The organism is Kitasatospora setae KM-6054 (assembly GCF_000269985.1).
GTDB classification, from domain to species: Bacteria; Actinomycetota; Actinomycetes; order Streptomycetales; family Streptomycetaceae; genus Kitasatospora; species Kitasatospora setae.
Map to the genome: position 1 here is coordinate 6,323,067 of NC_016109.1, position 13,903 is coordinate 6,336,969.

Annotated in this window: 15 protein-coding genes; 7 read left to right on the forward strand and 8 right to left on the reverse strand. The window is 73.3% G+C overall.

The genetic code is table 11. The features are described 5' to 3' along the window. Window positions 1-72 precede the first annotated feature (72 nt). Together KSE_RS27970 and KSE_RS27975 are read right to left on the reverse strand one after the other, a co-directional pair. Window positions 73-1,566, reverse strand: a complete 1,494-nt coding sequence (locus KSE_RS27970) for an MFS transporter (protein ID WP_033258706.1) — start codon at window positions 1,564-1,566, stop codon at window positions 73-75. A 141-nt stretch (window positions 1,567-1,707) separates the two neighbouring features. Further along, window positions 1,708-2,343 carry a TetR/AcrR family transcriptional regulator gene (locus tag KSE_RS27975; RefSeq protein ID WP_014138726.1) on the reverse strand — a complete coding sequence of 212 codons (636 nt, stop codon included), beginning with the start codon at window positions 2,341-2,343 and terminating at the stop codon, window positions 1,708-1,710. A 337-nt stretch (window positions 2,344-2,680) separates the two neighbouring features. On the opposite strand from KSE_RS27975, the gene KSE_RS27980 reads away from it, so the two are divergent. Further along, window positions 2,681-4,030, forward strand: coding sequence for a type I glutamate--ammonia ligase (locus KSE_RS27980; RefSeq protein WP_014138727.1), 1,350 nt, complete (start codon window positions 2,681-2,683; stop codon window positions 4,028-4,030). Between the two features lie 69 nt (window positions 4,031-4,099). On the opposite strand, the gene KSE_RS27985 is transcribed toward KSE_RS27980, so the two are convergent. Both KSE_RS27985 and KSE_RS27990 read right to left on the reverse strand, forming a co-directional pair. After that, a complete protein-coding gene (locus KSE_RS27985; RefSeq protein ID WP_014138728.1) occupies window positions 4,100-5,368 on the reverse strand; it encodes a hypothetical protein in 1,269 nt (422 codons plus the stop codon). 196 nt (window positions 5,369-5,564) lie between these two features. Then, window positions 5,565-6,101 carry a SigE family RNA polymerase sigma factor gene (locus KSE_RS27990; RefSeq protein WP_014138729.1) on the reverse strand — a complete coding sequence of 179 codons (537 nt, stop codon included), beginning with the start codon at window positions 6,099-6,101 and terminating at the stop codon, window positions 5,565-5,567. A 152-nt stretch (window positions 6,102-6,253) separates the two neighbouring features. Here KSE_RS27990 and KSE_RS43020 point away from each other — a divergent pair, with 152 nt between their 5' ends. The 3 genes from KSE_RS43020 (at window position 6,254) to KSE_RS28005 (ending at window position 8,226) form a co-directional block, all read left to right on the forward strand. Further along, a complete protein-coding gene (locus KSE_RS43020) occupies window positions 6,254-6,841 on the forward strand; it encodes a hypothetical protein (protein ID WP_014138730.1) in 588 nt (195 codons plus the stop codon). 245 nt (window positions 6,842-7,086) lie between these two features. Next, entirely contained in the window at window positions 7,087-7,569 is a 483-nt protein-coding gene (locus tag KSE_RS43025) for a MarR family winged helix-turn-helix transcriptional regulator (RefSeq protein WP_014138731.1), read from the forward strand. A gap of 96 nt (window positions 7,570-7,665) precedes the next feature. Beyond that, window positions 7,666-8,226 carry a GNAT family N-acetyltransferase gene (locus KSE_RS28005; RefSeq protein ID WP_014138732.1) on the forward strand — a complete coding sequence of 187 codons (561 nt, stop codon included), beginning with the start codon at window positions 7,666-7,668 and terminating at the stop codon, window positions 8,224-8,226. Window positions 8,227-8,353: 127 nt separating this feature from the next. On the opposite strand, the gene KSE_RS28010 is transcribed toward KSE_RS28005, so the two are convergent. After that, window positions 8,354-9,049 carry an NUDIX domain-containing protein gene (locus tag KSE_RS28010; protein ID WP_014138733.1) on the reverse strand — a complete coding sequence of 232 codons (696 nt, stop codon included), beginning with the start codon at window positions 9,047-9,049 and terminating at the stop codon, window positions 8,354-8,356. Continuing rightward, window positions 9,046-9,462: a hypothetical protein gene (locus KSE_RS28015; RefSeq protein WP_014138734.1), complete on the reverse strand. Its 417-nt coding sequence runs from the start codon at window positions 9,460-9,462 to the stop codon at window positions 9,046-9,048. Before KSE_RS28015 ends, KSE_RS28010 begins: the two co-directional genes overlap by 4 nt. A gap of 49 nt (window positions 9,463-9,511) precedes the next feature. On the opposite strand from KSE_RS28015, the gene KSE_RS28020 reads away from it, so the two are divergent. Continuing rightward, window positions 9,512-10,270: a DeoR/GlpR family DNA-binding transcription regulator gene (locus tag KSE_RS28020; protein ID WP_014138735.1), complete on the forward strand. Its 759-nt coding sequence runs from the start codon at window positions 9,512-9,514 to the stop codon at window positions 10,268-10,270. Between the two features lie 242 nt (window positions 10,271-10,512). Here KSE_RS28020 and KSE_RS28025 read toward each other — a convergent pair whose 3' ends face one another. Beyond that, window positions 10,513-10,959 carry a MarR family winged helix-turn-helix transcriptional regulator gene (locus KSE_RS28025; protein ID WP_014138736.1) on the reverse strand — a complete coding sequence of 149 codons (447 nt, stop codon included), beginning with the start codon at window positions 10,957-10,959 and terminating at the stop codon, window positions 10,513-10,515. A 59-nt stretch (window positions 10,960-11,018) separates the two neighbouring features. On the opposite strand from KSE_RS28025, the gene KSE_RS28030 reads away from it, so the two are divergent. Together KSE_RS28030 and KSE_RS28035 are read left to right on the forward strand one after the other, a co-directional pair. Beyond that, window positions 11,019-11,366: a hypothetical protein gene (locus KSE_RS28030; RefSeq protein ID WP_014138737.1), complete on the forward strand. Its 348-nt coding sequence runs from the start codon at window positions 11,019-11,021 to the stop codon at window positions 11,364-11,366. Next, window positions 11,363-11,683: a YrdB family protein gene (locus tag KSE_RS28035; RefSeq protein ID WP_051055400.1), complete on the forward strand. Its 321-nt coding sequence runs from the start codon at window positions 11,363-11,365 to the stop codon at window positions 11,681-11,683. Before KSE_RS28030 ends, KSE_RS28035 begins: the two co-directional genes overlap by 4 nt. Before the next feature lie 363 nt (window positions 11,684-12,046). On the opposite strand, the gene KSE_RS28040 is transcribed toward KSE_RS28035, so the two are convergent. After that, a complete protein-coding gene (locus KSE_RS28040) occupies window positions 12,047-13,615 on the reverse strand; it encodes a cellulase family glycosylhydrolase (RefSeq protein ID WP_014138739.1) in 1,569 nt (522 codons plus the stop codon). Window positions 13,616-13,903 lie beyond the last annotated feature (288 nt).

Genomic DNA, 13,903 nt, shown 5'->3' on the forward strand with positions numbered 1-13,903 from the left:
ATGCCGAACGGCCCGCCCGGAGGGTTCCGGGCGGGCCGTTCGCGTGCGCGCGCTGGTGTGACCGGCGGTGCGTCAGTGCGCCATGACCGGGACGGCGTCCTCGGCGTCGGCGCCCTCGGCGTGGTGCTCGGGCTTGCCGGCGTTGATCAGGACGAACGCGGTGACGCCCGCCAGGATCAGGATGCCGAAGGCCCACCAGATGGCGTGGGAGTAGGAGTTCACCTGGGCCTGCAGCGCGAAGAGCTTGGGGTCGGTGGTGGCGGCCGCCGCCTGGTGGCTCTCCAGGTACTTGGTGCCGGCGCTGTGGGCGACGGTGCTCAGCAGCGCGGTGCCGATCGCGCCGCCGACCTGCTGCGAGGTGTTGACCATCGCGGAGGCGACGCCGGCGTCCCGCGGCTGGACGCCGTAGGTGGCCAGGCTCATCGCCGGCATGAACGCGGTGCCCATGCCGAGGCCCATCAGGACCAGGCCGGGCAGGATCTGCCAGTACGAGGTGCCGACGTCGATCTGGGTGAGGATCAGCAGGCCGAGCGAGGCGACCACGAAGCCGGGCGCCATCAGGTACCGGGCCGGCACCCGGGTCATCAGGCGGGCGCCGATCTGGGTGGAGCCGATGATCATGCCGGCCACCATCGGGAGGAAGGCGAAGCCGTTGACCAGCGGCTTGTACTCCAGCACGCCCTGCATGTAGAGGGTGAGGAAGAGGAACAGGCCGAACATGCCGATCACGGCCATGCCGAGCGAGAGGTAGACACCGCCGCGGTTGCGGTCCGCGACCACGCGCAGCGGCAGCAGCGGGGCCTTGACCTTGCTCTCGACGACCGCGAACGCGACCAGCAGCACGGCGGCGGCGATGAACAGGCCGATGGTGCTGGAGTCGCCCCAGCCCTCCTGCTCGGCCCGGGTGAAGCCGTACACCAGGGAGACCAGGCCGGTGGTGACCAGCAGCACGCCCGGGATGTCGAGGCGGTTGCGGTTGCGGCCGACGGCGGGCTCGCTGATGACCAGGACCGCGCCGGCGATGGCGACCGCCGCGAACGGGATGTTGACGTAGAAGGTCCAGCGCCAGTTCAGGTACTCGGTGAGCGCGCCGCCCAGGATCAGGCCGATCGCGCCGCCACCGCCGGCGACCGCGCCGTAGATGCCGAACGCCTTGGCGCGCTCCTTGCCGTCGGTGAACATCACGGCCAGCAGCGACAGCGCGGCGGGCGCCAGCAGCGCGCCGAACACGCCCTGCAGGGCGCGGGCGCCGAGCAGCATTGAGGTGTTGACGGCGGCGCCGCCCAGCGCGGACGCCGCGGCGAAGCCGACCAGGCCGACGATGAAGGTCCGGCGGCGGCCCCACAGGTCGGCGACCCGGCCGCCGAAGAGCAGCAGGCTGCCGAAGGCCAGGGCGTAGGCGGTGATGACCCACTGGGTGGTGCTGTCGGCGAAGCCGAGGTCCTGCTTGGCGTGCGGGAGCGCGATGTTCACCACGGTCGCGTCGAGGACGACCATCAGCTGTGCCAGGGCGATGAAGACGAGGGCCTTCCACCGGCGCGGGTCCGGCTGGAGGGTGTCAGACATGGAGGTACCCACTTGTGTGTGCGAGGGCGTACGGAGTGCGTGCGGGACCGCGGCCCGTCAGGGGCGTCCCGTCGAGAGGTCACGGGTGGTGCGGGGACCGTGCTCCGGCCCCGGGCGCCGTCGTGCGGCGGTCGTGCGGCGTCAGGCGCGGGGCGTGAGGTCCTCCAGGGTCGCGGCACGGCCGGGCAGTGCGGACGGCGCGGGAGCCCGCAGGCCGTCCAACAGCAACTGCAGGTGACGCCGGACGTGCGGGTCCAGGTCGAGGCAGCCGAAGCCGGGGAGCGGTCGGGTGAGCTGGGCCATGGCGACGACGACGTCGCCGGCTCCGACGTCGGTGCGGAGCAGGCCGTCGGCCTGGGCGCGGGCGATCAGGTCTTCGGTGACCTGCTTCATCTCGGCGCGCGCCTCGGCGAGTTCGGGTTCGTTCGGGTCGATCGTCTCGGACAGCAGGGGACAGAGCGCGCCGATCCGCTCCTCGGCCGCGGCGTGCACGAAGCGGCTGAACGCCGCGAAGGAGTCGGGCTCCTCGGCGACGGCCGCGTGCGCGTGCGCGACGATCCGTTCCATCACGGCGACGGACACCTGGCGGATCAGTGCCCGGCGATCGGCGAAGTTCCGGTACAGCGTGGCGTTGCCCACGCCGGCCCGGCGGGCGATCTCGTCCAGCGAGGCCAGCCCGCCGTGCTCGACGAAGACCTCCCGGGCGGCGGCCACGATGCGCGCCCGGTTGCGGGCGGCGTCCGCGCGCCGGACGGGAGCGGCGGTGGTGACGGTCATAGTGCGCTCCCTTCGAGCGGCGGACGGACGGGACTGTGACGGACGGGACTGTGACGGACGGGACTGTGACGGACGGGACTGTGACGGACGGGACTGTGACGGACGGGACTGTGACGGCCGGGGCTGTGACGGCCCGGGCTGCGGCGGCGGAGCCAGGCTAACCCGCGGTAGTGGGGATCGTCTCCCCGTTTTATTGCGTACGGATGTCCAAACGGGGAATTGGTCCCCGGAAATTTCATCATTCGATGTGACCTGCGTCACGCCATGGTCGCCACGGACGGGTGACCCGTCGGCGCGTTCCCCCGAACGCCGCGAAACCCCTGGTCAGGATGGGTGCATGAGCACCGAGAAGCCACCCGCCGAACGCGCCGCCGAAGCCCGGGTCGCCGCCACCCGGATCGAGGCCGAAGGCGTCGACGGAGTGATCGTCAGCTGGGTCGACAACGCCGGCGTCACCCGGGCCAAGACCGTCCCCGTCCGCGGCCTGGAGTCCGCCGCCCGCTGGGGCGTCGGCGCCGCCCCCTGCTTCGACGCCTTCCTGGTCGACGACTCGCTCGCCCCCACCGCGAGCCCGGTCGGCGACCTGCGCCTCGTCCCGGACCTCACCGCCCTGCACCGCCTCGCCGCCCAGCCCGGCTGGGCCTGGGCCCCCGGCGACCGCTGGACCCAGCACGGCGAACCCCACCCCGGCTGCCAGCGCCGCTTCACCCGCCGCGCCGCCGACGCGCTCGCCGAGCACGGCCTCACCGTCCGGGCCGGCATCGAGGTCGAATGGATCGTCGACGGCGGCGAACCCGGCCCCGCCTACGGCATGCGCCGCCTCATCGGCAACAGCGACTACCTGCGCGACCTGCTGCGCACCCTGCGCGAACAGCAGCTCACCGTCCTGCAACTGCACCCCGAGTACACCGAGGGCCAGTACGAACTCTCCGTCGCCCCCGGCGGCCCCGTCGAAGCCGCCGACACCGCCCTGCTGGTCCGCCACACCGTCCAGGCCGTCTCACTGCGGCACGGACTGCGCGCCAGCTTCGCCCCCGTCACCAGCCCCGACGGCGTCGGCAACGGCGGCCACCTGCACCTCAGCCTCTGGCGCGACGGCCGCAACCTCGGCCACGGCGGCACCGGACCGCACGGCCTCACCCGGGAAGCGGAGGGCTTCCTGGCCGGGGTGCTCGCCGAACTCCCCGCCCTGCTCGCCCTCGGCGCCCCCTCCGTCGCCAGCTACCTCCGCCTCGCCCCCGGCCGCTGGTCCGGGCCCTACCGCTGCTGGGGCCTGGAGAACCGGGAGGCCGCGCTCCGCCTGATCACTGGCTCCGCGCCCGAACAGGCCAACGCCGAGATCAAGTGCTTCGACGCCGCCGCCAACCCCTACCTCGCCGTCGGCGGCGTCCTCGCCGCCGGCCTGGCCGGCCTCCGCGCGGCCCTCCGCCTCCCGGCCGAGACCACCGGCGACCCGGGCGGTGGCGCCGGCGGCGCCGGCGGTTCGGAAGGCTCGGGCGGTGCCGCCGAACGCCTTCCCGCCACCCTCGGCCAGGCCGTCGACGCGCTGCGCGCCTCCGACGTGCTGCGCGCCGCGATGGGCGACCAGCTCTGGCGGGCGGTCCTCGACGTCCGCGAGGCCGAGATCGGACGCTTCGCCGACCTCGACCCCGCCCAGCTCGTGGACGCCGTCCGCTACCGCTACTGACGTCTCGCCGCCGCCGCCGCCGTTCGGCCCCGGCCCCGGCTTCGTTCCTGTTCCCGGCCCCGGTATCCGTCAGCTCCGGTCCAGCGCCGCCCAGGCCGGGGCCAGGGCCAGCTCCTCCACCTGCCGCAGGGACATCAGGACGCCCTTGCTGTCGGTGTCCGTCACCGTCACGCGCATCAGCAGACCGCTCGGCCGCAGCAGGACCACCACCGTCTCGGCCGCCCCCTGCGCGTTCCGGACCAGCCGGTCGGCCGTCGACCGGATCCGGGTGCCGTCGGCGAACGCCGGCGCCAGCGCGAACCAGTCCCGCATCACCTGGTCGGCCACCGTGACCTGCACCCGCAGCTCCGCCGTCCGGCCGCCGTCGTCCAGCACCGCCCGCTGCTCCGACCAACTGCCCATGACGTTCCGCACCTTCAGGCCGGCCGGCACCAGGTCCGCCAGCCTGACGCCCGGATCCGGGCGGGTCCCGGTCGGCACCCGGGTCAGCAGCCCCCGCAGGTCCCGCCAGTTCGGGGCGGTGGCCAGGTCGGCCAGCTGCTGCGGGGTCAGCAGCGCCCCCGTCCGGCCCGCCGACCCGGACGAGGCCCCCGCCGTCCCGTTCGCCGCTCCGGACGGCTTGGGGAGGAAGGACTGCAGGCGCACCCGCAGGCCGTTCGCCGCCTCCAGCCGGACGTCCCGGAAACCGGCGTCCGCGTTCGGGCGCGAGGTCTGCACGGTCAGCTTGCCGCCGTCGGCGGTGGGCGTCTCGGTGCAGGTCCGGTCCTGGACCTGACCCGTGCAGCCGGCCATCGGCTTCGCCAGTTTCCAGTCGTCGACCGTCACCGACAGCAGGCTCGGGCCGCTGCCGTTGTCCACCGTCAGCTCCGCCGTCGCCTCGTCGCTCGGGACGGTGCCGATGCCGTGCGTCGACCCGGACGACCGCAGGATCCGCACCCCCGTCGGCAGCAGCCCGCCCAGCACCGACACCGTGTGCAACTCATCCGGCAGCGCCGCCCCCGTCGCCGTCCCCCCGGTGGGGGCGGCCGCCGGCTCGACCCCCGCCCCGGTACCGGTCGCGACCTCGCCCCCCGGCGCCGCCGGACCCACCGCCACCAGCGGACGCCCCTCCGCCCCGCCCAACCCCGCCACCGCGCCCGCCGCCCCCACGGCCAGCACCAGCGCACTCGCACCGGCCACCACCGCCAACTGCCCGCGCCGCCGCCGCCCCCGGACCGCCCCCTCCCGGGCCAGCAGCGGTACGTCGGCGATGAAGTCCTCACCGGCCTGCCGGAAGGCCCGCGCCAGGCGGCCGTCGAGCTCCCGCGTCGACTCCTGCTCGGACTGCTCTGTGGACATGCGTGATCACCGTCTCCGTGAACGTGAAGGGAAGAACTGCCTGTCGGGACGCCAAGTCCCTGCTGCTGAACGCCTGTTGACCCTCGACCGGAACGCGCCCCGCGCCCCGGACCCCGGCTCCCGCATTCCGTGCCGCGTACTCCGTACTCCGTGCTCCGTGCCCTGCGCCCCTTGCCCTGTGCCCAGCCCTCAGCGCTCAGCGCTGGACGAGGTCCGGCAGGCTGTCGCCCAGCAGCGCCCGCAGCCGGACCAGGGCCCGCGACGTCCGGGTGCGCACCGCGCCAGGGCCGCAGCGCAGGATCTCCGCGGTCTCCTCGACGCTGACGTCCTCCCAGTAGCGCAGCACCAGTACCGCCCGGTCCCGCGGCGGGAGCGCGCCCAGCGCCTCCAGCAGCGTCACCCGCAGGGTGCTGTCGCTCTCCGGCCCCGCCCGGTCCGGGACCTGCGCGATCGGACGCTCGCCCGCGCTGCGCCGCCGGCGGTGGCTGATGAACTGCCGGTACAGGATCCCCTGCGCGTACCCGGCCGGATTCTCGATCGTCCGCCCGCCGAAGAGCCATCCGGGTCGCCGCCACGCCGTGTACATCCGGCTCAGCGTCTCCTGGACCAGATCCTCCGCGAGATGGGTGTCCCCACCGGTCAACAGGCAGGCGGAGCGGTAGAGATGGCCGGAGCGGGAGGTGGCGAACTCCGCGTACTCCGCGTCCCCGCCCTGAACTTCCTTCGCTGCCACGATCGCCGCTCCCCGAGGATTCCGTACCCTGTCACCCTTCAGACGCGGTTCACCGCCCCGGATGTCACAGGCTGCCCGCAGGCTGCACTCCCCGGCCCCGAAGGCGCAATCCGCCGCCTCTAGAGTGTGGGCGCCGAGGAGAGGGAGCGGGGATGTTCTGGGTGGGGCTGCTGCTGTTCGTCGTCGTGGGCGGCGAGTTGGGGGCGGTGGTGCGGGGCGCCGGCAGCCTGGGGAACGACGACGGCTCGGGAGTCGTGCAGTTCGTCATCGGGGTGAACGCCGTCCCCTGGACGGCCCTGCTCGCCGCCGCCGTCACGTACGGCGGCCGCCGCCGGCAGTTCGGGCTGGACCGGAAGAGCCCGCTCTCACCCGCCCTCGCCCGGATCGAGGACGCGGAGGCGACCGGCGAAGGCCCGGACCACAGACTGAAGTTGGACCTGACCGTCGCCCCCGAGGGACGCCCCGCGTACCGGGCGCACGCCACGGCGAAGGTCAACGTGATGCACCTGCGCGAGTTCGAGGCCGGCCGGACCCTGGGCGTCTCCTACGACCCGGAACGGCCCTGGCGGATCCAGGCCCCGTCCCGCTGCGCGGACAGCGGCGCGCTGATCCCGCTGGACACCGCACCGGAGAGCAGCCGGGTCACCGAACCGAAGGTACCGCTCCGCGGCCCGCTGCTCGGTGTACTGGCCGCGATCCTCCTCGGCCTGGCCGCCTACTACGTCAAGTACGGCTTCTAGCGGCGGAGCCCGTGGTGAGGAAGCGCGAACGGGCGCAGAGAGGTGCGGGGAGAGTGGGCCGAACGGGTGGGGTGGGCGAGTGCGCCGGTCGGGTGAGCCGGGCGGGTGAGGAAGGGTGCGACGGGCGTGGCCGGTCGCGTAGCCTCCTGGGCACCGAGCGGGCATCGGTGCTGCGACAACTCATGCCAGCGCACCCAATGTCGCGACAACTTGGTGTCACGTCATCGGTAGAGAGGACCAGGACGATGGAGACGGCCGAACACGCCCGGATGATGAGCGAGATCCGGCTGCTGGTGCTGGCGGCCCAGCGCGAAGGCAGTCGGCAGTTGGGACACACGCTCAAGCAGGCCGGCATCACCCCCGCCCAGAGCGAGGTGCTGGAGGTGCTGGCCGAGGGGGAGCGGCTCACCCTGGCCGAGGTCGGACGCCGGCTGGTCTGCGAGGCGGGCAGCCCCAGCCGGCTGGTCGACTCGCTGGTCAAGGCGGGGCTGGTGGCCCGGACCCCCAGTCCGACCGACCGTCGCACCGTGCTGCTCGCGATCACCCCGGAGGGCCACGCCAAGCTCACCGAACTCGCGGACACCGCCGCCCCGTTGCTCGCGCACATGAGCGGCCGTCTGGACCAGTACGAGGCCCGCGCCCTGGCCGACCTGCTGCGCCGCCTGCTCGACGGCACCCCCGGCGGAGCCGCGGTCGCCGCACGCTTCCCCGTCCCTGCCCGTAGCTGACTGCGCCCCGCTTCGCCCCGTACCCCGGTCCGGGGCGGTCCGGGGCCGGCCGGCAACTCCCGGACGGGGTCGGGCCGCTCGTGATACGAAGATCGGATGACGAGCTACTGGACGGGTGAACGAGTGCGCCTACGGGCGGTCGAACCGGAGGACGGTCCGCTGCTGGCCCGGCTCTCCGAGCAGGAGGAGCGGCTCGGTGACGCGCTCAACCCGCCGCGCTCCGCCGAGGGATGGACGGCCTTCGCCCGCGAGAAGGCCGCCGCCGACCCGACCGCCGACACCTACCAGCTGGTCATCGAGTCCCGCGCCGACGGCACCGCCGTCGGCGGCATCAGCGTGCACCGGGCCGATGCCCGCAGCGGGCTGTTCGAGTACGGCATCACGGTCGGCACCGAGCACCGCCGCCGCGGCTACGCGAGCGAGGCGGTCCGGCTGGTGCTGCGCCACCAGTTCGAGGAGCGCCGCCACCAGAAGGCCACCGCCCGGGTGTTCGCCCACAACGAGCCCTCGCTCACCCTCCAGCGCCAGCTCGGTTTCACCGAGGAGGGCCGGCTGCGCCGACACCTCTTCGTGGCGGGCGAGTACCGCGACGTGGTGCTGTTCGCGATGTTCGCCGAGGAGTTCTTCGCCCGTCACGGCGGCCCCGCCAAGCTCTGACCGAGGGGCGGCCCGAGGGTCCGAGCGACGCCCGCTCCGCATCCCCTCGAAGGCGCTCTGCACGTTCTTGCACGTTCCTGCCCGGGATGATCAGGAGGCGGAGGCGGAGGCGGAGTCGGCGGGCGGCCTATCCCCGCGTCGCCGCCTCCGCCCGTCGGGCGAACGGTCCGTGCAGCGCGGCCCATTGCAGCAGCAGGACGGTCTTGCCGTCGGCGATCCGCCCGTCCCGGGTCATCGCCAGCGCCAGCGCGAAGGGCAGTTCGATCACCTCGATGTCCTCGCCGTCCGACTCCAGGCCGCCGCCGCGCCCGGTCCGGTCGGCGGGGCGGTAGGGCGCGGCGTAGCAGTGCACCCGCTCGGTGACCGATCCCGGGCTCATGTACGCGTCCAGTACGTGCGTCAACCGACCCAGCCTGACGCCGAGTTCCTCCAGGCTCTCGCGGCGCACGGCGGCGGACGGGTCGTCCGCGTCGCCCGGATCGAGCAGTCCGGCCGCCGCCTCGATCAGCATCCCGTCCGGATGCCCGTTGACGTAGGCCGGGTAGCGGAACTGGCGGGTCAGCAGGACGACTTCGCGCTCGGGGTCGTACGGCAGGACGGCGGCGCCGTTGCCGCGGTCGTAGGTCTCGCGCTGCTGGGTGGTCCAACGCCCGTCGCGGCGGCGGTAGTCGAAGGTGGTGCGGCGCAGGACGTGCCAGCCCTGTGAGGTGAGTTCCACCTCGCGCACCCGCACGTCCGGGTTGCGGTGCAGCTCGCGTCCGGCGCGGTCCAGGCCGGTCCGGCCGCGGTGGTCGGGGAGGTCGATCCCCGGGCGGGCGCTCACGCGTCCTCCCGCCGTGCGCAAGGGAGTTCGGAGACGTCGTGGTAGACCGGCAGGCCGCGGCGGCGGGCGGTGGCGACGTCCTGGTCCGCGCCGGTGGAGTCGCCGGGCAGGCGGAGCACCGCGTCGCAGCGGGCGAGCAGCCGGTCCGCGGTCGGGTACAGCACCTGGTCGGCCAGCGGGTCGGTCGGGCCCGCGCCGGCCGAGCGCAGCACCGGGAGCGCGATCCACTCGCCGATCACCGGCAGGTGTCCGGCGGCGAACACCGGCCAGGCGGCGGCCTCCAGCCGGGCCAGGTTGGCGGCCATCGCGGCCGGGTCGCCGCCGGTGCCGGAGCGGTACGGCCCGGCGATCAGGACGAGCATGGGGGCGGTGGGGGAGTCTGGGGCGGTGCGTGCTGCTGCTGGTGCGGTCATGGGACGCTACGATACATGCAAGAACGTGAAAGAACAGGAGACAACGAGGATGCTGGCTGCTGAACGGCGCGACCACCTGCTCGACCTGCTCGCCCGGGAGGGGAAGGTGGTGGCCAAGGACGTCGCCGCCGAACTCGGCATCTCCGAGGACAGCATCCGCCGCGACCTGCGCGACCTCGCCGCCGAGGGCCTCTGCCAGCGGGTCTACGGCGGGGCGCTGCCGGCCTCGCCGGCTGTGGTGGGCTACGCCGAGCGGCAGTCGGTGACGCCCGGCGGCAAGCGGCGGGTCGCCGCCGCGGCCGTCGACCTGATCCGCCCCGGCGGCACGCTGATCCTGGACGGCGGCACCACCGCGCTCGCCGTCGCGGGACTGCTCCCGCCCGACCTGGACTGCACCGTGATCACCCACAGCCCGACGGTGGTGGCGGCCCTCCTCGACCACCCCCGGGCCGAACTGTTCCTGCTCGGCGGCCGGATCTTCAAACACTCCGCGGTCGCCTGCGGCGCGGCCGCCGTCGAGGCCGCCCAGAACGTCTCCGCCGACCTCTGCCTGCTCGGCGTCACCGGCGTCCACCCCGACGCCGGGCTCACCACCGGCGACGCGGACGAGGCCGCGATGAAGCGCGCCCTGGCCGCCCGCGCGGCCGAGACCTGGATCCTCGCCTCGGCCGAGAAGATCGGCACCGCCTCCCCGTTCCGCGTCCTCCCCTGGGACCGCGTCGTCGGCCTGATCACCGACGCCGCCCCCGATCACCCGACGCTGGAGCGTCTCGCCGCCGCCGGGGTGGAGATCCGCCGGGCCAACTGACCGGAGCACGCGAACTCCCCTGCCCACTGGGCTTCTTGGGCTCTCCCCCGTGCGGGCGGGGGCGTCCGCGCGCGACGACCCCGAACGCCCGGCGCCGCGCCAGCGGTTCGGCCGCCACGGCCACGGCCACGGCCACGGCCTCGGCCTCGGCCACGGTCACAGCCACGGTCTCGGCATGGCGGCAAACCGTCTGCGGGGGGCCTGAGTCGAGCCATGCACCGCTTCCTCCGGCGGGCGTGCCGTCAGTGCGGAACCTGTCGGTCGCCGAGAGTGCGCAGGCCGCGGGTGAGGGCGGTGCGCTGGGCGGTGGTGAGTCCGGCGGTCAGCTCGGCGTCCGCGGCCTCGGCGGCCTCCGCGCAGCGGTCCAGCAGGCGGCGCCCCTCGGCGGTGAGGGTGAGGACCTGGCGCCGACGGTCCTCCGGATCGCGGACGCGCTCGACCGCGCCGAGCTCCTGCAGCTGATCCGCGAGGGCCACGATCAGGCTGGGCGCGACGCCGAGCCGGGTCGCCAACTCCTGCTGGGAAGCGGCGGATCCGCCGTCCAGCGCGGCCAGCAGCCCGGCGTGCTTGGGCTTGAGCCCCAGCGCTTCGACCCGGCCCGCGAACCGGTCGGCGGCCAGCGCGCCGAGGGTGCCCAGGTTGAACACGAGTGTGGCGCGCAGCGCGGCCGCTCCCTTGACATCGCTCATGGGCCGAATGATAACTTCGTCATATCGTTCATGGCTCGAATGATTCATGGGGAGACGAAATGGACGCCCTGTCGACGGCCAACGCGCTGGCCGCACTGGCCGGCGCCGGATCAAGCGTGGCGGGAGCGCTCCGACCCGGCCTGGCGCTGTCCGCAGACGAGCCGGTCACCGCCGGGACGCACCTGTACGCCTGGGCCTACGCCGCCCGAGCCCTCCCGCTGGGCCTGGCCACGGCAGTGGCGGCGTGGGCGGACGCCGCGGCGGCCTGGCCGCTGCTGCTGATATCGGGCCTGGCCCAGGTGGGGGACTCCGCGATCGGCTTCCGCCGACGCAACCTCGGCATGGCCTTCGGCGCCGGCGCGTGCGCCGTCCTGCACCTGCTCACCGCCTGGTGGACCACCCGATGAACGGCCTGGCGAACAGTTTGCAGGCGGCGGCGGCGGGGCTGGTGGGGTTGACGGTGCTCGACGTGGCGGCATTCGCGGCGGAACTGGCGGTGTACGCGGCAGCAGGCTGGTGGGCCTGGCGCCGACCGGGCCGCCGGGTGGTGCGACTGGCGTCGGCGATCGGGGCGGTCGCCGTTCTTGCCGTGCTGTGGGGGCAGTTCGCGGCCCCGACGGCGGAGCATCCGCTGCGCGGGGCGGCCCGGGTGGCGTTCGAGGTCTGCTGGTTCGGTGCGGGAGCGGTCGCCGGGGTGCGGGCGTACCGGCAGCGGGCGGCGTGAGTGTCGCGGCATGGGTGTCACGACATCGGTGTCGCACCATGCATGCCGCAGCACCGATGTCACGACACGGATGTTGTGGCATCGATGTCGCGTCATCGATGAGGTGACATCGATGACGCGACATGTATGACGCCTCACGTGTGATGTGACACGGATGCCGCGACATCACATGCCTCGACATGGGTGTCACGTCATCGATGTCGCGACACGCATGACACGGCATGCATGACACAACACGCATGACACGACATGGACCGCTAACGGCGCCCCCGCCCCGAGGCCCGCCCCGCGCCCCCGCCGCCCGACCCCGCACGATCCGGCCCAGGGGCGGGCGGTCGCGCGGGGCCGGGGGCGGGGGCGGCGTCAGTTGACGGCGGCGAGGTGGTTCTTCAAGCCCTGGCCGAACGCGGTCGGGGTGCCGTCGAAGTCGGAGATCAGCGACGGGCCCTGGGCGCAGTCCCAGGTGTTCCAGGTCCAGCCGAGGTAGGAGACCTTGGCGGCGTCGGCCCAGGACATCACCTGGTCGATGAAGGAGTGGGCGCAGTCGTTCTCACCGATCTCGCCGACCACCACCGGGACCTGGGCGGCCAGCGGTGCGACGGTCGAGTTCCAGCAGGACTGGCTGGAGCAGGTGTTGAAGTTGTACACGTGCCAGGAGGCCGCCAGGTTGCCGGCCGGGTCGGTCGGCTTGTGGGCGAGCCACTGGCCGAGGTCGTTGGAGTAGGCCAGGCCGCCGAGCAGGATGACGTTGTTCGCGCCGGCCGTGCGGACCGCGTTCACCAGGGTCTGCATGCCGCTGACCGGGTAGGTGATGCCGGGGCACGCGCTGCCGCCGTCCCGCCAGCAGTTCCAGGCCTGGTCGATGCCGGAGACGGCGCGGTCCGGGTACGGCTCGTTGAGCAGGTCGAAGACCACCGAGGGGTCGTTCTTGAAGGTGTCGGCGACGGAGGACCAGAAGGTTGCCGCGCCGGCGCCCGGCATCGGCTTCTGACAGGTCGAGTTGACGTCCGAGCAGCCCGAGGAGTTGCCGGTGTAGAGGCCCTGTGTCCAGTGCAGGTCGATGATCGGGGTGAGGCCGGCGTCCCGCAGCGCGTAGACGAAGTTCTTCACCGCGGTGCGGTAGTTCTGGCCCGCGTACTCGGGTTTGACGTTGGCGTAGCCGTTCCAGCAGTCCTCGTTGACGGGGACGCGGACGGCGTTGGCCTTCCAGCTCTTGATGGCGGTGATCGAGGCGGCGTCCACCGGTCCGTCGGAGAAGCCGTAGCCCTGGACGCACATGAACTCCATGCCCGAACGGTTCACGCCGCGCAGGATCACCTGCGAACCGTTGGCGTCCACCAGCTTGTTGCCGGAGACGTGCAGCGCCGGGGCCTTTCCGGTGCCGGTCCCGGTGCTCGAAGACGCGGAGGCGGAAGGGGAGGGGGAGGGGGAGGCAGAGGGAGAGGCAGACGCCGAGGGGGAGGGGGAGGGGGAAGCCGAGGCGGAGGCCGACGGTGACGGCGAGGGGCTCGTCGCGCCGTTGCAGGCCGTGCCGTTGACGGTGAAGGCGGTCGGTGCCGGGTTGCTGCCGCTGTAGGCGAAGTTGGCGCCCGCGCTGACCGATCCGCCGGCCGCGAGGGTGGTGGCCCAGGCGGGGGCGGTGATGGTGACGTTCTTGCCGGACTGGGTCCAGGTGCCGTTCCAGCCGGAGCCGGAGAGGGTCTGGTTGCCGGTGTAGGAGTAGCCGACGCTCCAGTTGTCGATCGGGGTGGTGCCGGCGTTGGTAAGTTTCACGTTCGCGGTGAAGCCGCTGCCCCAGTCGTTCGTCGTGTAGTCGACGGAGCACTGGACGCCGGCGGCGGCCGCGGGGCCGGCACCGGTGAGTGCGAGGGTGGCCGCAGCGGTCGCGGCCAGTGCGGTGACCAGCGCCAGGGTGGTGGTGCGGAGAGTCATGTCCGACTCCTCAGGGGAGGGAAAAAGTGGGCGCGCTCCCACAGGCCCGCCCCGAACCATAGCCAGGGGCAGGGCAGTTGCCAACGCTCCCCTACTGGACACTCCCCAGTGATCCCAAGGGTGACCCTGTGCGCACTCTCTTGACAGTGCGCATGCCCCTCCCGATATTTGGGAGCGCTCCCACACAGAACGGCCCCGGCGACCCCACCCCGGAAGACCCCGGCGGAACCTCGTTCCCCGGTCGGGCAAGCCACGCGCACCACCGCGTCCGCACCACCGTTTCCGCAC